Source organism: Paenibacillus foliorum, from assembly GCF_013141765.1.
Taxonomy (GTDB): Bacteria; Bacillota; Bacilli; order Paenibacillales; family NBRC-103111; genus Paenibacillus_S; species Paenibacillus_S foliorum.
In genome coordinates, this window is record NZ_WHOD01000062.1 from 111810 (window position 1) to 138298 (window position 26489).

Genomic DNA, 26489 nt, shown 5'->3' on the forward strand with positions numbered 1-26489 from the left:
GCTTAGAAGCCCCCGGTCTTCGTATTGCGCATCATATAGCCAAGGCCTCTGCGGGTTAAAATATACTCCGGCCTGCTCGGGTCGTCCTCAAGCTTCTCACGAAGCCTGCGAATGGTCACATCCACGGTCCGCACATCTCCGAAATACTCGAAGCCCCACACCGCCTGCAGCAAATGCTCGCGCGTCATCACCTTCCCGCTATTCTTAGCCATATACTGCACCAGTTCAAATTCCCGATGTGTCAGATCAAGCGGAACCTCATCCTTATACACCATATACATGTCGCTATCGATAAATAAGCCCTGAATCCGAATCCCCTGCCTTGCTTCCACTTCCGTCTCCACAGCAGGCATGGTCTGTGCCTTAGTCTGCCTACGCAAATGGGCCTTCACCCTTGCTAGCAGCTCCCGAGTACCGAAGGGCTTGGTCACATAATCATCAGCACCCAGTTCAAGACCCAATACCTTATCGATCTCATTGTCCTTAGCCGTCAACATAATAATAGGCGTATTCAGCTTGACGCGTACCTCTCGGCACACATCCATCCCATCCTTCACCGGAAGCATCAGGTCTAGCAGGATAAGATCCGGCTCTTCTTTAAAGGCCAACTCCACCGCTGTTCCGCCATCATAAGCGCAGATTACCTCATGGCCTTCCTTCTCCAAATTAAACTTCAATATATCCGCAATCGGCTGCTCATCATCGACAACCAGTATTTTCGCCATCCCTACGATCACCGCCTGTAAGTGCTTGACATCATATAGCTGCTAGGAGTCTGGTTAGTTCTCTAGAGGCTTTTTTTATACTATCGTACCTTATCAACTATCCTTCTATTTTAGCACATTCCCTATATAAAAGTCCCCCACATGCAACGTGAATCTCAACATTGGATCCATAATACTTTTGAGGAAGCCCCCGAATCTCCACATCGATTGTTTTACCTAATTTCCTTATATGAAAAAAGACATGGATTGCAACATTTCTGCAGCATCCACGTCTCTTTTCTATAGATATATCAGATGTAGTATAAGTGCTAACGATTCAAATATTTCAAAGGATTTTCTGGTGTATTGCTTCGTTGAACCTCGAAGTGCAAATGCACTCCAGTGGAGTCCCCTGTGCTACCCATAAACCCGATCTTTTCACCCTTTTCAACAATCTTGCCCACCGTAACATCGATTCTGCTCAAATGTCCGTACAGCGTCTTGTAACCATTTAGATGATCAAGAATAACCATGTTGCCGTAACCGTCATTCTTGTTTCCTGCATAAACCACTTTTCCATTATCAGAGGCCATAATGTTCTTGTTCGGGGATGTCAGATCAACTCCCTTATGTAAGGCACCCCAACGATATCCAAAAGTACTGCTAATCGATGACGATACTACCGGCCATGCAAACTTACCGGAACCTTCGCCCTTAATAACCTTTGTTCCTTTACGGACTACTGCTTTAACTGGCTCTTGAATAATTTCTTCATTCTGAACTGTTTCTTCAATCATCAGCCCGTTAATCTTCGTTACAAGAATAATGACTTTCTTCAGACCATTTTTGCCGGCCTTGATCGTTTGATCCGTTCCAAGACGCATACTATCATCTTTCTGATATTCCGTGTCATACTGAATCTCTTGCTGCTCGATTAGCTTCTCTACCGTTCGAACGGCAAGCGTCGGCTGCAGAACTGTCAAATCAAGCTGCTGCCCCGCTTTGATCATATCATCTACAATCCAAGGATTATTCTGATAGATTATTTGCTTAGGAATATTAAATTTCTTAGCAACGCAGGAGACACAATCTCCTTTTTCCACCACATATTTGATCGGCTGCACATCGCCAGTTTCCAGCTTCTTCCTCAACTCTTCAGGATTCACCATATCCTGCGGCTGGATTGGAATATCCTTCAACTCTACTTGCTGCACGAAATCTACCTTTTGCAACTCTACTTCCCCTACTGGCTCAGAAGGCGTCGCTGACAACACTCTTACTTTACTCGAGTCTTTCTTCTTCTCAACCGCGCTGGACTTAATCTGATCCAACATCAAACTCGCTGTAGCTTGATCCTTTAGAATCCCCACAGGCTTGCCATCGATTACAAGCTCCGTCCCAACCGGCTGTGCAAAAATAGCGGTTCCTAGCTTATTCATAACTTCTTGATCGCTAGTTTCAACCATGAAAACCCTTTCATCCGTAAATGTGACTTCAGGGGCCTTAACTACTACGTGCATATCTGAATTGCTTTCGATTAATTCCTTAGATTTAGCTGCAACAAACTGCTCAACCGACGACTTGTCCTTAACCGTTCCAACCTCTTGTCCGTTGATCGAAACATGAACGATCTGTGCCATATTAGCTTCTACATAAACATTTCCGCTCCAAACGACTGCTGTAACCACACTAAGTACGGACACCGTCTTGGCTATGTTCCATTTATGTAAAATAACTGCTTTATAGGCTTTGTGTGTGGATGATGTTAGCTGCTCTTTAGTTAGTGCTGCGGGTATGACCCTCATCTTGGCAGTCAATCTTTGTAATTGGATTTTGGAAAGCTTCTGCTTAGACTTGTCCAGCAGCTTCTTAGCCCAACCCATTCCTTTGAAAACTGTCATATTCTACTCCTTTTAAGCCGTTTTTTACGGGAAAAATACATAAAAACACCTAAAATAGGGACAATAACCAATATAAAAAAAAGACTCATTCACTAATTTACCACAACCTCACTATTTTTTTCAACAATATTCACGAATGGCTACCATAATGAGCCAGTTTTCGTGGCAGGAGTGTGAAGTTAAACAATGGAAAACATAACAGCATTCTTTAAAAATTGGGCAGAGATGGATCAAGCAGCCACTGCTCTTCGTGAGCAAGGTGCTATTGATATTGTGCTAGCTGAAAATAGCGACACAACAAATGGAGCGGAATCTATGATCCCTAATCTAACCAGCAGCACACAAGAAACCGGATCCGGCTTCACTATGCAGGTCATTGTAGAGTCATCCAGATTCCGCCAAGCTGGGGATATCATAGCGAGATTCGGGGGGGATTATACGTAATTTGATTATTCTTGCTTAATCAAGCTTAGAAGCTGGGAGTATTCTTCCGGCTTCATATAAGCTTGCAGCACGCGCTCAATCTCTTTAAGCTCACTGCCAGTAATCCCATCTTCCATTAGCTTTGAAATATGCTGCATCTCATTTTGCGGAACCCTTTTAACCAGTAAGTTAAAAATTTTGGTTTTATCATTTGTCGAAAGCTGCTCTTTCTTCTTCGTAAACTCCTCGCCTGAGACGACGACTTTTTCTGCTGTATCTGAACCGATACCTGCTACCTGCCCGCCCGTGCTGCTGCTTCCAGCTGTATTACCGCCGTTCTCTCTCTTTGCAGCCCCGCTGATTTCCGCACTTGTCCTAGTATCCTTCTTAATGCTGCCTGTTGAAGATGCGCTGCCTGCTGCTCCTCCTGAAGCGCTCCCCGCTTCCGAGCTTGATCCTTCCGTTATGCCATTTTGCTGTCCAAATACAGCTACGGCATCCTCTGGCGGCTTCCTCTGGGATGTGCTTCCCGTGCTAGAAGGCTGCTGAGAGCTGGATTTCCCGTTTTCTCCACTATTCGTCATATCGAGCCCGTTCAAACCATTGGCTGGTTGTTCGAATACAGGCATCGTTTCTTCTCCCTTTTGTTTGGCCGAGCGCCCGCTTGGGTCCACAGCCCCTGCCTCGTTACCGAACAGTCGGAACGCCCCTAGCTGCTTGCTGGCATGCTGCATAAATTTGGACCAATCCGGAGTCGTACTAACAGCAGATTTTAAATGGTATTGCTCCAGTATCATATCGACATACGTATTAACAACCCAAAAGGTTGACGCCACACAAATCATTGAAGTGATTATAGCGCTTATTATCAGCTTGGATAGCCATTGCATTGCTTTCATTATGTGCTTCAACTCCCACCGTTCTCGTGTTTGCAGCTTCTCTCCCACAGTATTGACGATTTTGCTGCAAACCAACCATTGTTTGGAAAAAGAACAGCCGAATTTCGACAACACTTCCCTTCATGTACAACAAAAAAATAACCTCTCACAAGCCTTCGAGTTTCAGGCTTGTGAGAGGTTATTTATAAATTAAAAGTTTTCAGCTAAGCAGAACCAATTAACTATAAATCGGTTTTACAAGATTTGTTTGCTCACGATTACGTCCTACTGAGAAGATAGCAATTGGGATGCCTGTCAGCTCCGATACACGTTCAACATAACGGCGTGCATTTGCCGGCAAATCCTCCAGCTTGCGTACCCCAGTGATGTCCTCGCTCCAGCCCGGCAGCTCCTCGTACACTGCTTCACATTGTGCAAGCATGTTCAAGCTCGCAGGATAATGCTCGATGATTTTGTCGCCAATTTTGTAAGCTGTGCAAATTTTTACAGTTTCCAGACCCGCTAATACATCCAGCGAGTTCAGGGACAAGCCTGTAATACCGCTAACACGGCGGGCATGGCGCACAACAACGCTGTCAAACCAACCTACACGACGTGGTCTGCCAGTTACCGTTCCATACTCATGTCCTTTTTCACGAATCCAGTTGCCTGTATCATTATGAAGCTCTGTAGGGAAAGGACCATCGCCAACACGAGTCGTGTAAGCTTTAGCAACCCCAATAACTTGACGAATTTTGGATGGCCCTACTCCAGAACCAATACATACGCCGCCAGCGGAAGGGTTGGATGAAGTTACATATGGATACGTACCTTGGTCAATATCCAACATAACGCCTTGAGCACCCTCGAACAGCACTTTTTTCCCATCATCGATCAGATCATTAAGAACTACCGAAGTATCCGTAACATAAGGGCGAATTTGGTCAGCATAACCCAGGTACTCTTCAATCATTGTTTCCGCATCCAAGCCCTTAGACCCGTATACTTGCTCGATAAGTACATTTTTCTCAGCAACTACTTGACGTACCCGACGTTTAAATTCCTCAGCATCCATCAGATCAGCGATCCGGATACCGCTTCTAGCCGCTTTATCCATATAACAAGGACCGATCCCTTTGCGGGTCGTTCCAATTTTGTTGTCACCCTTGCGCTCTTCTTCCAGTCCATCCAACAGCAAATGATAAGGCATAATAACATGAGCCCGGTCACTAATACGCAAATTCGTTGTTGTAAAGCCATTATCATGAATGTATTGAATCTCTTCGAGCAACGCACCCGGATTAATTACCATACCGTTACCGATTACGCAAATTTTATCCGTGTAAAAAATACCCGATGGAATCATTGTTAATTTGTATTTCTTATCATTAATCAAAATGGTATGGCCAGCATTGTTACCGCCTTGATAACGCGCCACCACTTCGGCAGATTCAGCGAGAAAATCCGTTATTTTCCCTTTACCTTCATCGCCCCATTGGGTTCCGACAACCACTACCGTCGACATCTACATAACCCCCATCAGGTGAAACTCACCTATAATTAGTCAAAAGGCCTAAAGCACCATGAATAGTTTAGCAGTACCACACTACAAAGTCAATAAAAACGAACAATACTATGGGCCTATCTTTTAACGTTCGGAAATTGTACATGTTAGGAACACTAAGAAATATCCTGTCTCACAATTGCTTCAAATAGACTTATTATTTACATAGTATGTCCATAAATGGTCCACGCCTAGTAAATAGTCCATATTTCAGGACGACTTCGCACCTGCCCCGCACCTCCTGATAATGTATCAAGCTGGCCGAGGTACAACGCTGTTTGGTACGCCTAAACAACATTTATGCAAGGAGACTTAGCTTTACTTCAAAGAACCTAGGAGACCCCACTACAGCGCCGCTCAGGGACGAACCTATCTGTATAATCCTACTTAGAAATAAGCAATTGGCACTTACACTTTAGCACCAGAATAAGTCCTATGCTTCGCCGCAGCGAACCATAGGACCCCTTGGACCGTTTATAGTAACTTCAGAATGCAGAGACGTTAATCATAGACGGCCACATTCCCTAAGCTAATCTGTTACGTGTGTTTTTAGCTTCTTAGGCTGTTCCCAGCCTGATAAAAGCTGTATGTTGTGTTGATAGTTGTGCTCTATCCTACTTCTTGATGCGTTCTGTCCAAACCAACGAACTTATTGAAATTTTTCAAGAAAGCCAGCTCCACCGTACCTACGGGTCCGTTACGCTGCTTAGCTATAATAATTTCAATGATATTTTTCTTCTCCGATTCTTTATCGTAATAATCATCACGATACAAGAACGCTACAATATCAGCATCTTGCTCAATCGAACCGGATTCCCGCAAGTCGGACATCATCGGCCGTTTATCTTGCCGCTGCTCTACACCCCGGCTGAGCTGAGACAATGCAATTACCGGAACATCCAGCTCACGAGCAATTTGTTTCAATGTACGTGATATTTCGGATACCTCCTGCTGACGGTTATCCCCTTTGCCGCGTCCGTGAATCAGCTGCAAGTAATCGATCAGAATCATCCCGAGGCCTCTCTCCTGCTTCAGCCTACGGCATTTGGCGCGAATATCGGCCACCGTAACCGATGGCGAATCATCGATATAAATATTCGCCTCGGACAAAGCGCCAATCGCCATCGTCAGCTTCTCCCAATCGTCCTGCTCCAAAAAGCCTGTCCGCATACGAGTGGCATCAACATTGGCTTCCGCACAAATCATCCGCTGCACAAGCTGTGGTGCACCCATCTCCAGACTGAAGATGGCGACCGTTTGTTTCTCTCGCACTCCAACATTTTGCGCGATATTCAGAGCGAACGCCGTCTTACCAACAGAAGGTCGCGCTGCTACAATAATCAAGTCTGACCGCTGGAAGCCAGCGGTCATTTTATCTAAATCGAGAAACCCGGATTTAATTCCTGTCGTTCCGCCTTTATTATTATAGAGAAATTCGACCTTGTCGAATACCTCCATTAACACATCGCGGATAGCTATAAATCCAGTGTTCGAACGGCGCTGTGAAATTTCTAGAATGCGTTTCTCCGCATCACCCAGCAAATCGCCAATCTCGTCGGTACTGGAGTACCCTTCCGTCACGATATTCGTAGCGGCGCGGATTAATCGCCGCAGCATCGACTTCTCCTCGACGATCTGCGCATAGTAGTTGATATTCGCCGCTGTCGGCACCGCATTCGCGAGCTCCGACAAATATTTGATCCCGCCTATTTCCTCTAGCTCCTGCTTGTTTTGCAGTCGCGCGGTCAGCGTGATCAAGTCAATCGGCTCATTCTCCTCCGCCAGCTCAATCATCGACTCGAAGATGCGTTGATGCGATGTGCGATAGAAATCATCGCTTGAAATGCGTTCCATCGCGGTTACGAGTGACTCGCTGTCAAGCAAAATAGCGCCGAGCACGGCCTGCTCGGCTTCCAAATTTTGCGGAGGGATGCGATCTGTAAACATACCTTCGTTCAAGTTCGTCTCCTCCTAGTTTTCAATTTGGAAAAATGGACGCCAATCATTATTCTTCCGTAACATGAACCTTAAGCTTTGCAGTAACCTCAGGATGAAGCTTTACACCCACTTCAGTAACGCCTAGCGTACGAATCGGGTCCTCCATCAGGATTTTGCGCTTGTCCAGCTTAATCTTCTGCTGCTTGTCCAGCTCTTCAGCTACCTGCTTACTAGGAATGGCTCCGAATAAACGTCCGTCCTTGCCGGATTTAGCCTTTAGCTCAACTGTCAAAGCCCCTAGCTTCTTACCTAGCTCTACGGCCTCTTCCTTCTCTTGATCCTTTTTACGCTGCTCCGCTTTTTTCTGATTGTCGATCATCTTAACAGACGACTCGTTCGCCGCTGCGGCCAGCTGTTTAGGGAACAAGAAATTCGTTGCGTATCCTTCGGACACCTCTTTTACATCGCCCTTTTTGCCTTGACCTTTAACATCCTTTAATAAAATAACTTTCATTCGAAAAGCCCCTCCTCTGCGTGCATCTCACTTAGTATTTGTTTCAATCTTTGTGTCGCTTCTGAAATCGTTCCTTCGAATTGGGTTGCTGCATTAGTTAAATGCCCGCCGCCACCCATCCGTTCCATAACAATTTGAACATTCATTTGGCCCAGTGACCGGGCGCTAATACCAATTAATCCATCCGGTCGTTCGCTAATGACGAAAGAAGCCATTATACCTGTCATAGTTAACAATGTATCAGCAACCTGCGCAATGAGCAACTGAGAATATTTGCGATTTGGTTCAGTTACAGCAAGTGCGATGTGATCATAGATCACAACCGCGCTCTTGATAACCTCTGACTTCTGGATAAAAGCGTTAAGATCTTCCTTAAGCAGCCGCTGTACAAGTGATGAATCCGCGCCGTTGCGGCGAAGAAACGATGCGGCTTCAAAGGTTCTTGCTCCTGTAGCCAAGCTGAAACTTTTGGTATCCACTACAATTCCAGCTAGCAAAGCTGTCGCTTCTAATACCCCCATCGTTAAACGATCGTTGAAGTATTGCAGCAGCTCTGTCACCAGCTCACAGGTAGAAGAAGCATAAGGCTCCATATACACCAGCGTCGCATCCTGAATAAACTCCTCACCGCGGCGGTGATGGTCTACAATGAACTTACGCTGCGTCAGCTGCAGCAGCTTCGGCTCAGCCACCATAGACGCCTTATGCGTGTCCACAACGACAGCAAGCGTTCGTTGATTCGTAATCTGCATAGCCTGCTCCGGTGTAATAAACCAACGGTTCAGCTTCTCATCTTCAGAGATCGTATCCATCAGCTTTTGAATCGAAGGATTAACCCCTTCCAGCACGATGTATCCTTCCTTATTGCTTACATGTACCGCCTTCAATACTCCAATGGCAGCTCCGATTGCATCCATATCCGGATATCGGTGACCCATAATAATAACTTTATCGCATTCTTTGATCAGATCGCGCAGCGCATGAGAGATAACCCTTGCCCGTACCCGCGTCCTTTTCTCAACAGCATTAGAACGCCCCCCATAGAAAGACAGCCGCTCTCCTATCTTTACAGCAACCTGATCGCCACCGCGCCCTAACGCCATATCCAAGCTCGTCTGAGCTAACTGCCCAAGCTCCGTTAATGAATCACTGCCAGAAGCAATCCCTACACTCAGCGTAAGCGGCAGCTTATGTTCGATAGTTAAATCCCGCACCTCGTCCAATATTTCAAAACGCGATTGCTCCAAAGCCTTTAAGCCCTTTTGATCCATTAGAATCAAATACCGGTCCGATGCGGTTCGACGCAAATACACGTTATTTTTCAGAGCCCATTCCGTAATTTCTCCGGTTACTCTAGCCATCATAATACTGCGGGTTTGGTCGTCCATTCCCTGAGTAGCCTCTTCCAAATTATCCATGGTGACAATCCCTATAGCAAGCTTGCCCTCTTCAAAGCGTATCGACAATTGTTTGAAGGCCGTTATATCCGTAAAGTACAACAGTCTTTCATCCTGCTTAAGCTGCACCATATACAAGTTTTTGCCAACCGCAATTTCAAGCTTAATTTCCTTCTCCTTACGCGACTTCAAAGAAGGGAACAGCTCCAATAACTGCTCGCCAATCAATGATTCCTTACCGAGCATCTTCGCCACGAATGGATTATGCCATTCAATAACCTTCTCTTCATTGTAGAGCAGAATCCCTAAGGGAAGCTCATGTATTACATCCGTCCCGGCACGTTTGATCCGATGGGAAAGCGTAGCTACATAATGGTTCAATTCCTTGCGAAACGCTTGCTCTGCCTTCAAAGTAAAATACGCTAAAATCCCGCATAGAAACAGGGCAATCACACCGATTACCCATTGATACATTAGCAATATAAAAATCAAAACTAGCATTAAAACAAATATCCATACGATATGCAAGCCGTGCCAACGCTTTAGCAGGAACTTCGGCATTCATCTCGCCCCTAATCCATACTTTATTTTCCAGTCATGCGTTCACGGATTGGGAACGCTACATCGAACACACCAAGCAGACTGAACATAAAGTAAGCCGGCGGAAAAATCAACAAAACTATAATACCGATGATTGGAAGTGTTCGGTTCCATTGCTTCGAATGAGCTACATAGAATAGAAACGCTATAGCTTGTATAGCAAACACAGCCGTGAGCAGCGGTAATAAGTTTAATAACAGCGTAAAAAAAATCGAGTTTGAATCACTTACGAAAAACTCCATAAACAAAGCTATGACGTAATACCAGACGAATGACTTTGGCAGCATCCAATCGCGGATAGGTTTGAACGCCGGTATAGCTTCACCTGATCGATTCAATAGCTTTCGAGCTAACCAATGCGCTACTACGATAAGGAACAGTGAAGATACGATCATATAAAAAGGAAGCATCTGACTCATTAGTTGTACCAAGGTATCTGGGTCAATTGCTATCATACTTCTTAATTGCGTAGGCATTGTTTCCATAACACTTAGCATAAACTGTTTCATTTTGCTAATTAGATTAAGTCCGAACAAGTACGCGACCAATATACTCAGCAGCATTTCGGCCAACAACGTTATAGTACCCACGGTCAGAACCGTTCTAGCAGGAGCTCGTTTCTTATACAAATTGCCCATTTGAATAACCGGCGGCAGAAAGAACAGTGAAATGGCTATAAGCACCACACCCACCCATCCCGTTATGAGCAATGAGGTTGCTACATACACAGCGGCCAAGCTGATACCATAATAAATCAGAAATCGCTTCGTCTCTAGCTTCACGTATTGCACCAGGATAGGTACCATCAATAAGCTAAAAGTAATGATATTCAATGGTGATAAAATCGATAGGAGCAAAACAACTGTCATCAAGCTCCAACCAAGCATACTTCTTGCGGAACCTTTCCCCAACACATTCACCTCTTACGCATATGTTCTACCAAAGCAGATAAATCGTCATACCATTGTTCCAATTGGTGACATTCAGCTTTATGCTTCTTCATTTTTTCCAAAATCACTTTATCTAAACTGCGAAATGAGATGTCTAACCTACTTCCAAGCCTAACCATTAGTTAATTATACCACAATTTTAAACCTTTTGTTCGGCTTGCCACAGCTTGAAGCAATAATCAATGATCTCTCTTCTACGGATAATTCCAATAAATACCTCACTGTCATCAATCACAGGTACATAGTTTTGATTAGTTGCCAATGTGATTAAATCCTGCATTTGCTGATCAATACGTACAGGCTTTATAGCCATATGCTGAGCCACATCCCGAAGATGGACTTTATGTGCGTTATCAAAACCAATTTCAGGGGAATGCTTTAATTTCCACAAAAGATCCCCTTCCGTAATCGTACCTACATATTTGCCATCCTCGTTCACAAGAGGAACCGCAGAATAGCGGTGATATTCCATACGTTCCAGCGCCTGGCGCATTGTAGAATTAGGAGATAAATAAATAACATCATCTTTAGGCACAAGAAAAAAAGCAATATTCACCTAAGCCACCCTTTCCAAGTAATAATTACATCCAACCTTACCCTACTTCATAATACACTATGATTCCAAAGGAAGATATACGACTGCACATCCTTTTATTGTACTAAAATAAAGAATCCAGTGCATCGCCATTAAGCAGGTTCTACTCAGACAAAAAGACAACTGGTGCACGAAGCCCAGCTGTCCCACTGTAATACAAACCTATTTCAACTACTATTTAATAGTAACGCTAACCTTTGTCTTCAAGTTAGAAAAGCTCACCGTTATTATTGCCGTTCCTTTACCGGTAGCTTTGATAACCCCGTCTTTTACATCTGCGATCATAATATTTGAGCTTGTCCACATAGCAGGCTTGGTTACATCTTCATCAAAACCATCCGTATAGGTGGCTATTGCCTGAATTTCACCCTCTTCGCCCTCTTTAAGCTCCATCTTTACAACATTAGTTTTCAAATATTTAAGTGTACCGATTTCAACAGGCACCGTAATTGTTTTTCCGCCAAAGTTGGCTGATAAGGTTAGTTTTCCTGGAGCCGAAGTTGTTAAAAGCCCACTACTAACATCTGCAATTTTATAATTAGAAGTTTTCCAAGCTGCATCATCAGTGACATCTTTAGTAGTTCCATCTGACAGTGTCGCTGTTAATTTAACCTGTATCGATTGCCCTGTTTTCAATGCAATGAAACGTTGGTCGGCCTCCAGCTTCTGAACAACACCTATTTCAACAGGTATGGTAATGCTTTTACCTCCATAAGTGGCTGTAATAGTCGCTTTACCGCGTGTAACAGGTGTTACTACTCCTGTGTTGGATACTTGCGCTACAAGGGCATTGCTCGTTTTCCACTCCGCCTCAGCAGTAACATCGTGGGATACATCTAATATATCCATTGCGGACAGCGTAATTTGCTTCACTTCGCCTAAATCAAAAATCAAATAAGGGATATTAGCAGTTAATTTATTAGCCGTATCTACCTGAACGCTAAACGTTATAGATTTATTATCTACGGTTGCCGTAACTTGTGTTTCGCCAGCTCCTATTGCCGTGATCTTGCCATCCTCCACAGTTGCAGCCTTCTGATTAGAACTGGTCCATTCTCCCTCGGTTGTTACCTCTTTGGTAGTGCCGTCTGTATATTTGGCCGTAACGGTAAGCTGCTGATTGCCGCCTTTTTTCATGACCACGTTGGTTTGATCCTTCGAAGTCAGACTCTCAATAACGCCTACGGACACTTTAACTGTTGCAGTCTTGGTCCCATACTTCGCAGTGATCGAGGCAGCTCCTGTTGCTATCCCCGTTATGTTACCGTTATTTACACTGGCCGTTTCAACAGAACTCGACAACCATTCTGCCTTGCTTGTAATATCGACTTTGCCTCTCTCATCAGGATAAATCGCATAGAGAGTGATTGGCTCAGAAGCTCCTACTTGGAAATTAACAGCCTTCTTCGATAATTCTAAAGAAGTGGGAATATCAACGAGTACTTTGGCAGATATGCTCTTTCCGCCATATGTAGCAGTAACCTTTGTTTCGCCAGACTTATAGGTGGATATTTTACCTTTCGTAACAAAAGCAATCGCATCATTCTCTACGGTCCACTCTGCACTCTCGGTTACCTCATTATTCGTTGTTCCGTCCGCATACGTAGCATACAGCTTAAGCTGTCCAGGTGTCCCTACTTGTAATGAATAGACTTCTTTATCTAGCTCCAGTCTACGCGGCACATCTACATCAACAACAGTTGTGACCATTTTTTCTCCGAATTGGGCTGTAATCGTTGCTTCACCAATCGAATTCGCAGTCAGCTTACCCTTATAGACATAGACGATATTCTCATCACTCGACGTCCACTCTGCACGATCAGTAATATTCTCGGGCTTTCCATCTCCAGTAGTGGCATAAGTAGCCCACAACGTTAGTTCATCTGTTTTATTCTTTTTCATAAAGACATTTTGCTTATCAACATCCAGCTTAATGGCATTATCTACATCAACCTTAAACGTAGTGCTTTGCGTACCATAAGTAGCGGTAATAGTTGCTTTACCAGGTCCGTATCCGGTTACTACTCCTTTTAACACATCCGCTACAGTTCCCTTGTCCGTTACATATTCCGCCATATCTGCGACATCCACTTTATCACCGTTCGGATAGGTGGCCATCAGCACGACTTTAGCCTCACCTTTTAACAACAAGGATATCTGCGGTTTCTCGGCATCAATACGCTTCACTATTTCAACATTAACCGGTAAACTCAACGTTTGATTGTTATATTTAGCTGTAATAGTCGCCTTTCCCGAACTAAGACCTTGTACCAATCCATTAGTTACAGTTGCAACCGAATTATTATCACTTGACCAATCTGCTTTAGTTGTAACAATCTGATTAGATCCATCATCATAGTAAGCAGTCAGAATAATATCATCCGTTTTGCCTAGCCTTAAATCTATCGACTGTTTATTTTTTGTCATCGTTTTTACGCGCTTTGTGACCGTTACATTTACAAAAACAGTTTTACCCAAATAAGTCGCCGTAAGGACTGCTGTACCTTCCTTTTTACCGGTTACTACACCTGCATACACAGTTGCAATGTCTTCTGATTTGGAAATCCATTCCGTTTTCACAGTTACATTCTCAGTTGAATTAGATACAAATACGGCTGTAGCCGTTAAATTGGTAGTGGCTCCTATTTCTAGCGATACCTCATTTTTATTCAGCACTAGACTAGAAATCTCATCAGCAGCAAAAACATTCGTACTCGTCAAATTGCTTGTAGCTACTATAAAGATAGTCAATAATAGCAGTAATCGGGTAAATCTAAACATAAACTCTTACCTCCGTTGTATGGATCTCTAGTTAAACTCATACCTGATTGCACACTTTCATCCAACTAATTAGGTCGTCTACTAAATATCGGTTATTTTGTCGGAAAAATTTATACTAACACTAATATAATTTTATTAACATCATTAAGTCAATGACTAGGATCCGTTTGAGGGCCCTTCCAGAAAATACGAAAGACGCCTTGCGGCGTCCTTTAGTGTACAAATTTATCCACTCGCTTACTCTTACGGAACATTATTCTACTACTTGTCTTGAATGTGGGTACAGTAAAATAGCGCCTCTAAACTTTCCCCTTGTCCATGTAATTAGACATAGAGAAACTGTTCGCGGTAGCAAAAAAAAACAGTCGATTGGCTAAACCCAATCGACTGTCTCCTTATTACTATTCCGTTGTGTATGGCAGCAACGCGATTTGACGTGAGCGTTTGATCGCAATTGTCAAGGCACGTTGGTATTTAGCCGAAGTTCCTGTTACACGGCGGGGAAGAATCTTACCACGCTCGCTGATAAACTTCTTCAACGTTTCGATGTCTTTATAATCAATGTGAGTAATTTTATTCACAGTGAAGTAACATACTTTACGACGTTTACCGCCTTTGCCGCCCTTACGGCCGCCAAACTTGCGTTCGCCACGGTCTTCGCTGTTATTATCTCTTCTTTGGAATCCCATCGTTATTCAGTCCTTTCTACGTTAAAATGGCAAATCATCATCAGAAATATCAATCGGTTTTCCATCATCCTGGAACGGATCTTGATTGTCTCGTGGTCCGCTGTTACGTTGTTGGCTGTTACCGCCGCCACCCATTCCATCTTCGCGGCTTGCATTCGCACCACCGCCGCTATTTGCAGATTCCAAGAAACGAACATTATCGGCAATAACTTCTGTCACATATACGCGGCGACCCTCGTTATTATCGTAGTTACGAACTTGAATCCTGCCTTCAACTGCAGCCAAACGTCCTTTACGCAAGTAATTGGCACATGTTTCAGCAAGCTGACGCCATGTAACAATATTGATAAAGTCTGCTTCCCGTTCCTTTTGTTGGTTCGTGAAAGGACGATCCACCGCCAACGAAAACGTAGTTACGGCAACTCCTGCAGGTGTATAGCGCAATTCAGGGTCACGAGTAAGCCTTCCAATCAGAATCACACGATTTAGCAACCTTAAACCCTCCCAGCATGTCAATTACGGCATATTATGCCTTAAGCTACATCTTTAACGATCAGGAAACGAATGATTTCATCAGAAATCTTCATTACACGGTCAAGCTCAGTAATAACATCATTGTTAGCGTTGAAATGAACTAACACGTAATGACCATCACGGATCTTGTTGATCTCATACGCAAGACGACGCTTACCCATAATATCATGCTTCGTAATTTCTCCACCGTTGTTGATGATGTTTTGAAATTTTTCTACCGTAGATTGAACAACTTCTTGTTCAAGATCCGGACGAATGATGTACATAATTTCATATTTGCGCATGGTTTCACCTCCTTTTGGACTAAACGGCTCCACTGTGTACGGCTTGTCACCGAACGGAGCAAGGAGCGAGTAATACTTGGTTATCAAAACTCGCACCATAATACTATAGCAAAACTGAAGCCCAATAACAAGCTTTTAATTCTACCCTTGCATTTGCTTGCCTTTTCCTACTCAATAACTGCTTTAATGGAAAATATTAATGCTTATGCATTTTTCACCTTGGGGGAAACTACCCTTACACTTCATAATAGGAGGTGACTAGAAATGGGCGAATGGAGTCAGTTTAGACCAGGTGACAAAGCCCCCAACGATGGCGAGTACATGGAGGTGGGGGAAAATGCCTTCCATATGGGAATTAACGATCCTACTATTATTACTTTGAAGAAAGGTGAATCATTCCCAGAAAATTCCAACCACAACCGCAAATGGAAACGTAAATACTAGCCTCTCCTCCCTCTTTGGGCAAGACTCAACCTTAGCCCATTAGAGGGAGCTAACTTCACCTACAAAAGGAGCTACCACCATGCGATATACAGCCACCTTGTTCTGCACGGCACTAGGCGCAGCCCTTTGTCTGATGCATTACATCGGCCATGATTCAGATCCAATCTACCTTATCTTTTATGCACTTAGTGTGCCTGCCTGGTTTTATGCAATCTTTACTTATACGAATGTCAATGCAGCGCTGCTATATTTTCTCACCATTGTGTCCTGGGCGATAATTGGCTATGCAATTGATCGTTTCACTGTACGAAAAAGGACAAGATCTCATTGATTATATTGCGACTATGTAGCTTTAAACCTCCATTTGTATGCAGCGGGGGTTTTAGCGATTCTAACAAAAAAACCTCCTTTGGCATCTAATCTGCATGAAGGAGGTTGTTATCTTTGTATGTAGGTTTTAACTTAAGTGGCGGAAAGAGTGGGAGTCGAACCCACGCACGGCTTGCGCCGCCTAGCTGATTTCGAGTCAGCCCCCTTGGGCCTCTTGGGTACCTTTCCGCGCTAAAAAGGGACAAGTAGTAATATACCATAGATTAGCACCGGTTTGCAACCATTATCTTAGTCAATCTGCCTTTAGTTCAGAAGCACTTGGATTAGAACGCAGCACCTTCTTCAATTTGCTTTCGAACTTCGCTCTTGGCACTAGTACACTATGCTTACAGCCTACACATTTAATGCGGATATCCATTCCAAGGCGGATTACTTCCATTTCGTTGCTCCCGCAAGGGTGAGGCTTCTTCATTTGGACAATATCGCCTAATTGATACTGTTTTCGTTCCATACTCGCTCTCCCCCTTTTCATTGTTATGGAAACATGGAACTAATTAGCCTGTGATTCTTTATTTTCAATGCTTAAAGCATCTAATGCTTTCTTTATTTCCCCATATAGCTCTCTTGACACTGATGCCTGCGTATTGGGCTTGCACTCTACAGTCGTTCGTAGAGTTATTTCAGAGGTGCTAATTGTTTGTACACCCAACACTTGTGGTTCTTTTACCATATTGACATTGGTTTCGTAATTTTTCAATACGGTTGTTCGCAACACTTCTAATGCTTTATCTACATCAGACGCATATGCAATTGAGATATCTACAACAGCTATCGAGTTATTTAAAGAGAAATTGGTTACCTGATTAATAGTCCCATTAGGAATGAAGTGAACCTCACCCGTCCAGCTTTTCAATTTCGTAACCCGCAGGCCAATTTCTTCAACAGTCCCTTTAAACGTCCCTATCTGAACGATATCCCCCACTGCGAATTGATCCTCAAAAATAATGAAAAATCCTGTTATAACATCCTTCACTAAGCTCTGCGCGCCAAAACCGATAGCCAAACCAACGACCCCGGCACCAGCCAATATAGGCTCTAATCGAATGCCGAATTGATTAAGAATCATCAATATGACTATAAAATTAACAACGTATGAAGTGATATTACCCAGCAATCTTCCTATCGTATGTGTCCGTCTTGTATCGAGCTTTAACGGGTTTTTATCTCTGGCAACCAACATATGTTCTAGCGCTTTATTAGCAAGCTTCATCACCAATCGACCGGCGAAATAAATAAAAACAATTTTTATCGCCCCAATAAGAAGCGCTGTCCATACTTCAGGATTGGAGATATATCCAATGAACGGATCCCATACCTGCTGCCATCCGGCAACTAATCCTGTTTTGTCCTCTAGAAGAATGTCTTGCATCAAATAATTCATTTGCTTCCCACCCTATGCATCCATGTTAACATATTGGTCATCTTTTTTGAAGAAAATGCCCCTCACTTCTACTCTTTCTTCTTCTATGATTTGTTTCACTCTTTTATACTCTTCTTTGGGAAATTCAAGGGAGAGTGCACAACCTGCAGTAATTTCCTTGGGCGTAGGTCGCATGTCATTCTCTATATCCGCATATTCCAGCAGCATCTCAGCTCTTAATGCCTGTTGAGTCGAATCAAACGCAATTAATAACATGCCCTCTCACCCCTATCATTTTTTCATACATATACGTATAAATTGAAACCTTCTTCCGTATACTAGTAAAAATTGTTTTTACACTCCTACGAACTGGAGGGCTATTATATGAAAATTTCTTTTCATAGAGATACCGCGATGCCAAAAGAAGTTGAAAATTTAAAGGTTCCGCACACTGAAAATAACATCATCGAGCTTCTATCCGACCGATTGTTTTCTGTGTTAGGTCAACTCCCTACACATCAGCCTCTCATTATTGTTTGCGTTGGAACAGATCGTTCGACTGGCGACTCACTAGGCCCCCTTGTTGGGTCGCACCTTAAGAAACACAACTTAGAAAGCATTCACTTATATGGGACTCTCGAGCAACCTGTTCATGCTATGAACTTGAAGGAAACTCTAGATTCTATTAACTCCCAATACAACAACCCCTACATTATAGCCATTGACGCATGTTTGGGTCAGCTAGCCAGTGTTGGTTGTATTCAGATCGGTAATGGTCCGGTCAAGCCTGGGGCAGGAGTTAACAAGGAACTTCCTCCTGTAGGCAATATGCATATTACTGGAATCGTTAATGTTGGCGGTTTCATGGAATACTTCGTACTACAGAACACTCGCCTCAGTCTTGTAATGAGTATGTCTGAAGTTATCGCCAGATCTTTCTACGTAGCATTAAGTAATATTAAACGGTTTGCTGCCGCTACTTCGTTGACACGCATCGATTAATAGCTTCTTTTTCTTCTGGCGACAGTGGATACTGGGACTGCCCTTTCGTCAATGGCTTTGCATATACATAAGTCTCTTCCCGGTTATGAATTCCTGATATTACAACTCCATCTATATGTTCATCTACAATAGCTAATGAGAAGCTTAGATCACTGCCGCTCTCTGCGAATGCATTGTAGCGGTAGATCCCTATTTTTGACTTCATTGTTTTCATTTGCTCCACGATTAATTGAATCTGCTGTTGGACTCCATCGATTGTTGTGTTACTTGATGCTACCTTTTCTTGCAACTCGATTAATGCACCCTCTACACTTATACTTGAGTCACCATTTAACATACTCATATAATTTTTTCTAAGCTTATTTAGTTTACTCCACAAAATGATCACTATAATTAGAAACACTACCATAACAGCTATCATTGCAACCATTAACACTCTGACATCCAGCAACTCCAGTATTTCCCCCACACTTTTTCCTCCAGTATCTCTATAAATATGCCTTTATTTCATATGCTTTGCAATTTCCTTCACTGCACTTATCAAACGATCTACTTCCTCATTGGTTGTAAAATAGCCTACACTCGCTCTTACAGCCCCTCTTTCTAAAGTTCCTGCACTTTCGTGCGCCAATGGAGAGCAATGGTACCCAGCGCGAACCGCTATTTGAAAAGATTGATCTAATATAAATGCAACTTCGGATGAATCCGATTGATTTACAGAAAAAGATACGATTCCTGTCCTATTTTGCCCCAAATCTGGCCCCAGAACTGAAACTCCTTCAATTCCCATCAAAGCTTCTATAAGCAATTGCGTTTGTTCCCACTCTTTCTTATGTATTCGCTCCACTGTTTCTTTCAGAACAAATTTAACACCTTCATTTAACCCCGCAATACCTACTGTGTTCTGAGTACCCGACTCATACCGATCAGGCCTTACTGTTGGCTGGTCTATAGCTTCCGATTGACTCCCTGTCCCCCCATGCAATAAAGGCACCAAATCGAGCTCAGGGGCTATGTAAAGCCCTCCTGTACCTTGAGGCCCCAGCAGGCTCTTATGCCCTGGGAATGCCAACATATCAATCCCCATATGTGTTACATCCAATTCAAGCGTACCTGCCGTTTGTGCCGCATCTACCAGAAATTTAACCCCGGCTTGTTTGCACAATTCTCCTAATTGTTCGAGGGGTAAAATACTCCCTAATAAATTGGATCCATGGCTGCAGACTAACAGCGTGGTTTTTCTGTTAAACGCGTCTTTAACATCCTGAATAGACAGCTCGCCTTTTGCATTCGTTTTCACATAGCTTATGCTTACCCCTTTTGTTTTCTTTAAAAATTCCAAGGGCCTGCGAACTGAATTATGTTCAACTGATGTACATATAACGTGGTCTCCCTCTTTTACAAAACCCATTATCGCTTGATTCAATGCCATCGTTGTATTCAGAGCAAAGGAAATATCATTGGGGTTTCTCACTTTAAGCAGCTTCGATAGACTCTTTCGAGCTTCGAACAACGCACGGCTTGCTTGAACCGCCATTTGATGACTTCCCCTGCCCGGATTAGCGGCATAATGGAGCATACAATCCTGCATAGCTTGTAATACTTGGGGTGGCTTTGGCCACGATGATGCTGCATGATCTAAATAAGCTACATCCATTTTTCACTCACCCTCCTTCATAAAAAGTAGCATACCTAGTCTGCCCCATTCAAGTAGGCAATAATAAGGTATGCTACGTCAACTTCCCATTCGTTTCTACGGTTCATTAGCTCATGCACCGATCAAGAAATTTTACCTTGCAACAGTTCCAACAAACGATCCAAATCATCCTTGGAATAATAAAGCAATTCGATCTTACCTTTATTATTGTTGTGTTTAATCTTCACCGTTGTCCTGTACATTTCACGCAAGTTTTCTTCCAGCTCATTAATATAAGGATCTTTTCGTTTAGATTTCGTGGAAGTAGCTTTCTTGTTGTCAGACTTTTCTTCAAGTCGCTTTACTTCCTCTTCCAACTCGCGAACGCTCCACTGTTCTTTAATAGCTAGCTCAGCCAAAGCTTTGATCGTTTTCGTATCCTTTAATCCAATGATTGCCTTTGCATGACCCATCGATAATGTTCCACGTGAAACATATTGTTTAATTTCCTCAGGAAGCTGAAGCAATCTTAGGAAGTTTGCAATGTGAGATCTACTCTTTCCTACCTTAACAGATAGTTCTTCTTGCGTTAAAGAGAACTGATCAATCAAGGCTTGATATGCAATTGCAATCTCCATCGCATTCAAATCTTCACGTTGCAAATTTTCAATCAGAGCAATTTCCATTACCTGCTGATCGCTAAATTTTTTAATAACAGCTGTAATTGTTGCTAGTCCGCACACTTGAGAAGCTCTAAATCTGCGTTCCCCCGCAATAATTTCATATCCTTTTAATACACTTCTAACTATAATAGGTTGAATAATTCCGTGTTCTTTAATAGAAGCTGCTAATTCATTAATTGATTCATCGTGAAAAGTGCGTCTTGGCTGATATGGATTCGGTCTCAGTTGTGACAACGGAATCTCAACAATCTTATCATCATCACCAATACTAAGTGCTGGCAATAATGCGTCCAATCCCTTGCCTAATCGTTTACTCAAAGCGCGATCACTTCCTTCGCGAGCTCCATGTACACTTCGGCTCCTTTTGAACGCGGATCATACGTAATAATTGATTGACCATGACTTGGCGCCTCACTAAGCCTTACATTTCTTGGAATGATAGTTTGATAAACCTTTTGTTGGAAATACTTTTTAACTTCTTCAATTACCTGCATGCCCAAGTTCGTTCTCGCATCAAACATCGTTAACAGAACCCCTTCAATTTGAAGAGTGGTATTCAAGTGTTTCTGTACCAATCGTACCGTGTTCAGTAACTGGCTTAACCCCTCCAAAGCGTAATATTCACATTGAATTGGAATAATAACCGAGTCTGCTGCTGTAAGGGAATTGACAGTAAGTATACCTAGTGAAGGTGGACAATCAATTAAGATATAGTCAAATAAATGCTTGACCAACTGCAAAGATTTCTTCAACCTAACTTCCCGAGAAATAGTGGGTACTAACTCTATCTCGGCACCCGCAAGCTGAATTGTAGCAGGAATAATCTTTAAGTTCGGTATGGCTGTATCGACCATAGCATCTTTTGGGTGAATGTCATTGATAATGACATCGTAGATACAATAAACAACATCAGCCTTGTTAATGCCAATACCACTGGTTGTATTTCCTTGAGGATCAATATCAACTAACAGCACTTTTTTACCCAATGCCGCCAATGATGCCCCAAGGTTAACGGACGTTGTTGTTTTACCAACACCACCCTTTTGATTTGTGATTGCTATAATCTTAGACAAAATCATTTCACCTCAATAAAATACTAATGACAAACAATAACCTTAAACGACTACTTAATCACAGCAAAATAATTGAATTATAAGTCAATAATAAAAACACCTAAACTATCAAAACGACAAGTAAATACTAGATATCTCAACAAAATCACATCAGAAAATTAACGATCATAGACTAGTACTAATCATAAAGACAACTAACTCACACCTAAACCTATCTATAAAAAGGTCAAGAAAAGCTCCTTTTAACGGAGCTTTAAAAGAGTTATTCTCATTTAAAGTGCGACTAATCTATCATACTATATTTTCTATCGTTTTGGTATCTTGATTACGATTTCATAATGATCCTCATGGTCTTGTTCTTGCGTGTTAATTTGTAATCCTGAGGAAGTAACCATCTCAACGGATTGCCTAATTGTATTTAACGCTAAACGAACATCTTTGGAAAAAGAAACACGTTTAGTTTTCTTTATTTTTACTGTCTCTTTCAGAAACTGAATTCTAGCTTCAGTCTGTTTTACATTCAATTCTTTTGCCAGAATATCTTCCAGCACTTTAATCTGCAGGTCCTCTTGGTTCAAAGAGAGCAGCGCGCGCGCGTGTCTTTCCGTGATCTTCCGCTCCATTAAAGCTAATTTCACTGGCTCGCTTAGATTAATCAAGCGAATTTTATTAGCAATCGTGGATTGGCTTTTCCCTAGACGTTGAGCCAGACTTTCCTGAGTTAAATTATGTAAATCTATTAATTGTTGATAGGCTATTGCTTCTTCAATCGCAGTTAACCCTTCGCGTTGTAAGTTTTCTATTAAAGCAATCGATGCAGCTTGAGAATCATTAAAATCTCGGACTATTGCTGGAATAGTATCCAACCCAAGTTTTTTGACAGCTCTCCATCTACGCTCTCCGGCAATCAATTCATACTTACTGTTTCTTACTCGGACAACGATCGGCTGTATAACACCGTGAGTTTTAATGGTTTGACACAGCTCTTCAATTCGCTCATCATCAAAAATTGTTCTAGGCTGATATGGACTTGGAACGATATCTTGGATTGAAATGTTTTTAATTTCATCCGTGGATGATTTATCCGAGAATCCAAACAATTTAGAGATCTGTTCTTTCATTAATCTAACCACCCGATCTTTAGCCGTAAATAGCAAAACACTACTCTAATAAATTCAACAAAGTCTTGCCATTTCCTGCAAGAATATTAGATCAATTATGAATAATATTTAAATTCTTATATTAAAGAATTTCACAGAAAAATATATGAGGGTTTTTTGGGAATCATTTAAAGATGTATTTTTCAATCAACATCCCAAACAAGTCTCAAACAGAGAGCAAAAAGCCCTCGTGTTTTCCAACTGAAGTTTCAATTTCATCTTCTTAAAACTACCTTTGCCATTGACTTGCATTCCAAAAAACTATCATCCCAGCGTCCACTCTATCGCAATCAGTTATACCATCAAGTCAAGTTAAAGAACGCACGATTTACTGCAGCCCTCACAGGAAAATGTTTCACGTGGAACATTATGCAAGTGGAAGCTTTATTGGTAGACCCGCTTTTCGCGGATATTTTAATGGAGTTTGAAATGTTTTTTGAATAACGACTATATGCCTTGTTGAATGCTCTTCATCTGGCAGTTCAAAATGATGTGTATGTATATGTTTCCCCTTAAGCTCTTTTAAGCTATAACTAGCTTCCTTTACTTCTTCTTTAACATCATTACCCTTCATTGCTACGAAACATCCTTTCACAGCAGTGAAAGGTAAGCAAAACTCATTAAGTACAGCAAGCTTTGCAACAGCTCTGGCCGTTACAATGTCATAGTTATCACGATGCTGGGGCAACCGAGCAATATCTTCAGCTCTACCATGTATGCACTCCACATTAGATAATCCTAACGTCGAGGAAAGATGATTCAGAAATTGAATTCGCTTGTTTAAAGAGTCAACAATAGTAATTTTGAGGTGTGGGAAAGCAATTTTTAGCGGTATGCTAGGAAATCCTGCTCCAGAACCTATATCTGCAAGATTCTTCATTTCCTTCATAGGAAGAAAAAAAGAAACAGAGAGCGAGTCAAAGAAGTGTTTGACGTAGACTTGCTCTCTCTCTGTGATGCCAGTCAGGTTCATTTTTTCGTTCCAGGATACTAGCTCTTTATAATACAATTCATATTGTAAGAGCTGCTGTTCCGACAATTCGATCTGATATGGTTTTAACGACTCTAAAAAGTTGGTTTGTATAGGATCCATCATTGACCTCTGGCTGCTAGAACTTTATTGTAATGCTCCAAATGAATAAGCAAAATGGAAATATCAGCTGGTGTAACACCCGCAATACGTGATGCTTGCCCTATCGAGATAGGTCGAATCTTGGCCAGCTTTTGCTTAGCTTCCATCGCCAAGCCATGAATTTCTTCATAAATAATATCATCCGGAATTTTCTTCTTTTCCATTTTACGCAAACGTTCCACTTGAATGAGTTGCTTTTCAATGTATCCGGCGTATTTGATTTGGATCTCAACTTGCTCCTTCATTTCGTCCGAAAGCTCGTGAGGTGCCGGTGAAATTCCATGAATATTTTCATAGGCCACTTCTGGGCGACGTAGTAAAGAAATCAAGTCAACCGAATTATTGATTTCCGTGCTGCCTATAGAAGCGAGCATTTCTTGAGCGTCTACAGGTTTTACTTTAGTTGTTTTCAAACGTTCAATTTCTTCATCTACTAAACGGTACTTTTCCAAAAAGCGTTCATAACGCTCTTCTTTAATTAGACCAATATCATGACCAATAGGTGTTAAACGAAGATCCGCATTGTCATGTCTCAACAATAATCTATATTCAGCGCGTGAGGTGAGCAAGCGATAAGGTTCATTCGTACCTTTCGTAACTAAATCATCTATTAATACACCAATATAACCCTCAGAACGATCCAAAACTACCGCTTCTTTACCCAGAACTTTTCTTGCTGCGTTAATTCCCGCCATAACACCCTGACCTGCAGCTTCTTCATACCCTGATGTTCCATTAATCTGTCCAGCCGTAAATAATCCGCTAACAACCTTCGTTTCTAGAGATGGTTTGAGCTGCGTAGGTACAACAGCATCATATTCGATTGCATAGCCTGTACGCATCATCTCAACCTTTTCCAGTCCCGGAATGGAACGCAAAATGGCAATCTGCACATCCTCAGGCATACTGGTGGAAAGGCCTTGTACATAATATTCGGATGTATTACGTCCTTCTGGCTCCAAGAAGATTTGATGCTTTGGTTTGTCAGCAAAACGAACGATTTTATCCTCAATTGACGGGCAATAGCGTGGTCCTGTACCTTCAATGGCTCCTGAGAACATAGGTGCACGATATAAATTATCATTAATAATTTGATGTGTTTCTTCTGAGGTGTAAGTTAACCAACAAGGTAATTGATTTGGTACTTCTTCCGTAGTTTCAAAAGAGAAAAACTTAGGCTTATCATCCCCTGGTTGAATAACCGTTTTGCTAAAATCAATCGTATCCTTATGAACACGCGGTGGAGTACCTGTTTTAAAACGAACTAGTTCAAGCCCTTGATCCCTTAAGGATTGAGACAATTTAACAGCCGGTTGTTGATTGTTTGGTCCACTTTCATACATCAATTCACCCATAATAATTTTGCCGCGCAGATAAGTGCCTGTTGTAATAACTACAGCATCAGCCATATATTGAGCGCCTGTTTTTGTAATAATACCTTTACACACGCCGTCCTCAACAATCAGTTCTTCCACTAGACCCTGACGAAGCGTCAATTTTGGTTCATTTTCCATCGTTTGTTTCATCATATGCTGGTATAGAAATTTATCCGCCTGCGCCCGAAGTGCATGAACGGCAGGCCCTTTACCTGTATTCAGCATTCTCATTTGAATGTATGTTTTATCAATGTTGCGCCCCATCTCGCCGCCTAACGCATCAATCTCACGTACAACATGCCCCTTTGCTGGGCCACCAATAGATGGATTACAAGGCATGAATGCAACCATATCTAAATTAATCGTTATCATTAACGTTTCGCAACCCATACGAGCTGCTGCAAGTGCCGCTTCACAGCCTGCATGGCCCGCACCAACTACAATAACATCATACTGTCCTGCTATATAACTCATTGACTCT

At 42.4% G+C, this 26489-nt stretch carries 27 protein-coding genes and 1 tRNA gene; 4 read left to right on the plus strand and 24 right to left on the minus strand.

Going from position 1 to position 26489, the window contains the following annotated elements; genetic code table 11:
- Nucleotides 1-2: 2 nt before the first annotated feature.
- Together yycF and GC093_RS16280 are read right to left on the minus strand one after the other, a co-directional pair.
- Nucleotides 3-725 carry a response regulator YycF gene (gene yycF / locus GC093_RS16275; RefSeq protein WP_171652937.1) on the minus strand — a complete coding sequence of 241 codons (723 nt, stop codon included), beginning with the start codon at nucleotides 723-725 and terminating at the stop codon, nucleotides 3-5.
- A gap of 308 nt (nucleotides 726-1033) precedes the next feature.
- The gene (locus GC093_RS16280; protein WP_171652938.1) at nucleotides 1034-2605 is read right to left on the minus strand and encodes a M23 family metallopeptidase; all 1572 of its coding nucleotides are present in this window, start codon (nucleotides 2603-2605) and stop codon (nucleotides 1034-1036) included.
- Between the two features lie 186 nt (nucleotides 2606-2791).
- Here GC093_RS16280 and GC093_RS16285 point away from each other — a divergent pair, with 186 nt between their 5' ends.
- A complete protein-coding gene (locus GC093_RS16285; protein ID WP_171652939.1) occupies nucleotides 2792-3049 on the plus strand; it encodes a hypothetical protein in 258 nt (85 codons plus the stop codon).
- Between the two features lie 5 nt (nucleotides 3050-3054).
- Here the strand turns inward: GC093_RS16285 and GC093_RS16290 are convergent, their stop codons facing one another.
- The 11 genes from GC093_RS16290 to rpsF form a co-directional block, all read right to left on the minus strand.
- Nucleotides 3055-3927, minus strand: coding sequence for a hypothetical protein (locus GC093_RS16290; RefSeq protein WP_171652940.1), 873 nt, complete (start codon nucleotides 3925-3927; stop codon nucleotides 3055-3057).
- A gap of 217 nt (nucleotides 3928-4144) precedes the next feature.
- Complete coding sequence (locus GC093_RS16295; RefSeq protein ID WP_171652941.1) at nucleotides 4145-5431, minus strand: adenylosuccinate synthase; 1287 nt, start codon at nucleotides 5429-5431, stop codon at nucleotides 4145-4147.
- 648 nt (nucleotides 5432-6079) lie between these two features.
- The gene (dnaB, locus tag GC093_RS16300) at nucleotides 6080-7417 is read right to left on the minus strand and encodes a replicative DNA helicase (RefSeq protein WP_171652988.1); all 1338 of its coding nucleotides are present in this window, start codon (nucleotides 7415-7417) and stop codon (nucleotides 6080-6082) included.
- A gap of 58 nt (nucleotides 7418-7475) precedes the next feature.
- Nucleotides 7476-7922 carry a 50S ribosomal protein L9 gene (gene rplI / locus GC093_RS16305; RefSeq protein ID WP_171652942.1) on the minus strand — a complete coding sequence of 149 codons (447 nt, stop codon included), beginning with the start codon at nucleotides 7920-7922 and terminating at the stop codon, nucleotides 7476-7478.
- Nucleotides 7919-9880, minus strand: a complete 1962-nt coding sequence (locus GC093_RS16310; protein WP_171652943.1) for a DHH family phosphoesterase — start codon at nucleotides 9878-9880, stop codon at nucleotides 7919-7921. Before GC093_RS16310 ends, rplI begins: the two co-directional genes overlap by 4 nt.
- Nucleotides 9881-9903: 23 nt before the next feature.
- On the minus strand, nucleotides 9904-10833 hold the full coding sequence (locus tag GC093_RS16315; protein WP_376768657.1) for a DUF2232 domain-containing protein: 930 nt from the start codon (nucleotides 10831-10833) through the stop codon (nucleotides 9904-9906).
- A 175-nt stretch (nucleotides 10834-11008) separates the two neighbouring features.
- The gene (locus tag GC093_RS16320) at nucleotides 11009-11425 is read right to left on the minus strand and encodes a CBS domain-containing protein (RefSeq protein ID WP_171652944.1); all 417 of its coding nucleotides are present in this window, start codon (nucleotides 11423-11425) and stop codon (nucleotides 11009-11011) included.
- A 213-nt stretch (nucleotides 11426-11638) separates the two neighbouring features.
- The gene (locus GC093_RS16325; RefSeq protein ID WP_171652945.1) at nucleotides 11639-14245 is read right to left on the minus strand and encodes an Ig-like domain-containing protein; all 2607 of its coding nucleotides are present in this window, start codon (nucleotides 14243-14245) and stop codon (nucleotides 11639-11641) included.
- A 401-nt stretch (nucleotides 14246-14646) separates the two neighbouring features.
- The gene (gene rpsR / locus GC093_RS16330; protein WP_171652946.1) at nucleotides 14647-14934 is read right to left on the minus strand and encodes a 30S ribosomal protein S18; all 288 of its coding nucleotides are present in this window, start codon (nucleotides 14932-14934) and stop codon (nucleotides 14647-14649) included.
- 21 nt (nucleotides 14935-14955) lie between these two features.
- On the minus strand, nucleotides 14956-15426 hold the full coding sequence (gene ssb / locus GC093_RS16335) for a single-stranded DNA-binding protein (protein ID WP_171652947.1): 471 nt from the start codon (nucleotides 15424-15426) through the stop codon (nucleotides 14956-14958).
- A 41-nt stretch (nucleotides 15427-15467) separates the two neighbouring features.
- On the minus strand, nucleotides 15468-15752 hold the full coding sequence (gene rpsF, locus GC093_RS16340; protein ID WP_171652948.1) for a 30S ribosomal protein S6: 285 nt from the start codon (nucleotides 15750-15752) through the stop codon (nucleotides 15468-15470).
- Nucleotides 15753-16016: 264 nt separating this feature from the next.
- On the opposite strand from rpsF, the gene GC093_RS16345 reads away from it, so the two are divergent.
- Nucleotides 16017-16196, plus strand: coding sequence for a YjzC family protein (locus tag GC093_RS16345; RefSeq protein WP_171652949.1), 180 nt, complete (start codon nucleotides 16017-16019; stop codon nucleotides 16194-16196).
- A gap of 79 nt (nucleotides 16197-16275) precedes the next feature.
- Nucleotides 16276-16527, plus strand: coding sequence for a hypothetical protein (locus tag GC093_RS16350; protein WP_171652950.1), 252 nt, complete (start codon nucleotides 16276-16278; stop codon nucleotides 16525-16527).
- Nucleotides 16528-16663: 136 nt separating this feature from the next.
- Here GC093_RS16350 and GC093_RS16355 read toward each other — a convergent pair.
- The 4 genes from GC093_RS16355 to GC093_RS16370 form a co-directional block, all read right to left on the minus strand.
- Nucleotides 16664-16754 (minus strand) — tRNA-Ser (locus GC093_RS16355).
- 64 nt (nucleotides 16755-16818) lie between these two features.
- Nucleotides 16819-17037, minus strand: a complete 219-nt coding sequence (locus GC093_RS16360) for a DUF951 domain-containing protein (protein ID WP_171652951.1) — start codon at nucleotides 17035-17037, stop codon at nucleotides 16819-16821.
- 39 nt (nucleotides 17038-17076) lie between these two features.
- Entirely contained in the window at nucleotides 17077-17967 is an 891-nt protein-coding gene (locus tag GC093_RS16365) for a mechanosensitive ion channel family protein (RefSeq protein ID WP_246314561.1), read from the minus strand.
- Nucleotides 17968-17979: 12 nt separating this feature from the next.
- Nucleotides 17980-18222, minus strand: a complete 243-nt coding sequence (locus tag GC093_RS16370; RefSeq protein WP_171652952.1) for a putative Se/S carrier protein — start codon at nucleotides 18220-18222, stop codon at nucleotides 17980-17982.
- Nucleotides 18223-18330: 108 nt separating this feature from the next.
- Between GC093_RS16370 and yyaC the strand changes: the two genes are divergently transcribed.
- Entirely contained in the window at nucleotides 18331-18948 is a 618-nt protein-coding gene (gene yyaC, locus GC093_RS16375) for a spore protease YyaC (RefSeq protein WP_171652953.1), read from the plus strand.
- On the opposite strand, the gene GC093_RS16380 is transcribed toward yyaC, so the two are convergent.
- The 7 genes from GC093_RS16380 to mnmG all read right to left on the minus strand — a co-directional run bounded on the left by GC093_RS16380 (nucleotide 18923) and on the right by mnmG (nucleotide 26482).
- Nucleotides 18923-19417, minus strand: a complete 495-nt coding sequence (locus tag GC093_RS16380; RefSeq protein ID WP_171652954.1) for a DUF4446 family protein — start codon at nucleotides 19415-19417, stop codon at nucleotides 18923-18925. The genes yyaC and GC093_RS16380 overlap by 26 nt on opposite strands.
- Before the next feature lie 33 nt (nucleotides 19418-19450).
- On the minus strand, nucleotides 19451-20605 hold the full coding sequence (locus tag GC093_RS16385) for an aminotransferase class V-fold PLP-dependent enzyme (protein WP_171652955.1): 1155 nt from the start codon (nucleotides 20603-20605) through the stop codon (nucleotides 19451-19453).
- A 122-nt stretch (nucleotides 20606-20727) separates the two neighbouring features.
- Nucleotides 20728-21585 (minus strand): ParB/RepB/Spo0J family partition protein, encoded by an 858-nt coding sequence (locus GC093_RS16390; protein ID WP_171652956.1) that lies wholly within the window; start codon nucleotides 21583-21585, stop codon nucleotides 20728-20730.
- Nucleotides 21582-22340, minus strand: coding sequence for a ParA family protein (locus GC093_RS16395; RefSeq protein ID WP_171652957.1), 759 nt, complete (start codon nucleotides 22338-22340; stop codon nucleotides 21582-21584). Before GC093_RS16395 ends, GC093_RS16390 begins: the two co-directional genes overlap by 4 nt.
- Nucleotides 22341-22645: 305 nt before the next feature.
- A complete protein-coding gene (gene noc, locus GC093_RS16400) occupies nucleotides 22646-23461 on the minus strand; it encodes a nucleoid occlusion protein (RefSeq protein WP_171652958.1) in 816 nt (271 codons plus the stop codon).
- 406 nt (nucleotides 23462-23867) lie between these two features.
- Entirely contained in the window at nucleotides 23868-24593 is a 726-nt protein-coding gene (rsmG, locus tag GC093_RS16405; protein WP_171652959.1) for a 16S rRNA (guanine(527)-N(7))-methyltransferase RsmG, read from the minus strand.
- Entirely contained in the window at nucleotides 24593-26482 is a 1890-nt protein-coding gene (gene mnmG / locus GC093_RS16410; protein WP_171652960.1) for a tRNA uridine-5-carboxymethylaminomethyl(34) synthesis enzyme MnmG, read from the minus strand. The genes rsmG and mnmG overlap by 1 nt, the downstream gene beginning before the upstream one ends.
- Nucleotides 26483-26489: the final 7 nt, after the last annotated feature.

Excerpts from the sequence above, each read along its gene's own strand:
- GC093_RS16365 (WP_246314561.1), bottom strand. The coding sequence starts at position 17,967 with ATGAATTATTTGATGCAAGACATTCTTCTAGAGGACAAAACAGGATTA.
- GC093_RS16290 (WP_171652940.1), bottom strand. The coding sequence starts at position 3,927 with ATGAAAGCAATGCAATGGCTATCCAAGCTGATAATAAGCGCTATAATC.
- GC093_RS16285 (WP_171652939.1), top strand. The coding sequence starts at position 2,792 with ATGGAAAACATAACAGCATTCTTTAAAAATTGGGCAGAGATGGATCAA.
- GC093_RS16325 (WP_171652945.1), bottom strand. The coding sequence starts at position 14,245 with ATGTTTAGATTTACCCGATTACTGCTATTATTGACTATCTTTATAGTA.
- GC093_RS16360 (WP_171652951.1), bottom strand. The coding sequence starts at position 17,037 with ATGGAACGAAAACAGTATCAATTAGGCGATATTGTCCAAATGAAGAAG.
- rsmG (WP_171652959.1), bottom strand. The coding sequence starts at position 24,593 with ATGGATCCTATACAAACCAACTTTTTAGAGTCGTTAAAACCATATCAG.
- rpsF (WP_171652948.1), bottom strand. The coding sequence starts at position 15,752 with ATGCGCAAATATGAAATTATGTACATCATTCGTCCGGATCTTGAACAA.
- noc (WP_171652958.1), bottom strand. The coding sequence starts at position 23,461 with ATGAAAGAACAGATCTCTAAATTGTTTGGATTCTCGGATAAATCATCC.
- GC093_RS16385 (WP_171652955.1), bottom strand. The coding sequence starts at position 20,605 with ATGGATGTAGCTTATTTAGATCATGCAGCATCATCGTGGCCAAAGCCA.
- GC093_RS16280 (WP_171652938.1), bottom strand. The coding sequence starts at position 2,605 with ATGACAGTTTTCAAAGGAATGGGTTGGGCTAAGAAGCTGCTGGACAAG.
- GC093_RS16310 (WP_171652943.1), bottom strand. The coding sequence starts at position 9,880 with ATGCCGAAGTTCCTGCTAAAGCGTTGGCACGGCTTGCATATCGTATGG.
- GC093_RS16350 (WP_171652950.1), top strand. The coding sequence starts at position 16,276 with ATGCGATATACAGCCACCTTGTTCTGCACGGCACTAGGCGCAGCCCTT.
- rpsR (WP_171652946.1), bottom strand. The coding sequence starts at position 14,934 with ATGGGATTCCAAAGAAGAGATAATAACAGCGAAGACCGTGGCGAACGC.
- dnaB (WP_171652988.1), bottom strand. The coding sequence starts at position 7,417 with ATGTTTACAGATCGCATCCCTCCGCAAAATTTGGAAGCCGAGCAGGCC.
- GC093_RS16370 (WP_171652952.1), bottom strand. The coding sequence starts at position 18,222 with ATGTTATTAATTGCGTTTGATTCGACTCAACAGGCATTAAGAGCTGAG.
- yyaC (WP_171652953.1), top strand. The coding sequence starts at position 18,331 with ATGAAAATTTCTTTTCATAGAGATACCGCGATGCCAAAAGAAGTTGAA.
- GC093_RS16295 (WP_171652941.1), bottom strand. The coding sequence starts at position 5,431 with ATGTCGACGGTAGTGGTTGTCGGAACCCAATGGGGCGATGAAGGTAAA.
- rplI (WP_171652942.1), bottom strand. The coding sequence starts at position 7,922 with ATGAAAGTTATTTTATTAAAGGATGTTAAAGGTCAAGGCAAAAAGGGC.
- GC093_RS16345 (WP_171652949.1), top strand. The coding sequence starts at position 16,017 with ATGGGCGAATGGAGTCAGTTTAGACCAGGTGACAAAGCCCCCAACGAT.
- mnmG (WP_171652960.1), bottom strand. The coding sequence starts at position 26,482 with ATGAGTTATATAGCAGGACAGTATGATGTTATTGTAGTTGGTGCGGGC.
- yycF (WP_171652937.1), bottom strand. The coding sequence starts at position 725 with ATGGCGAAAATACTGGTTGTCGATGATGAGCAGCCGATTGCGGATATA.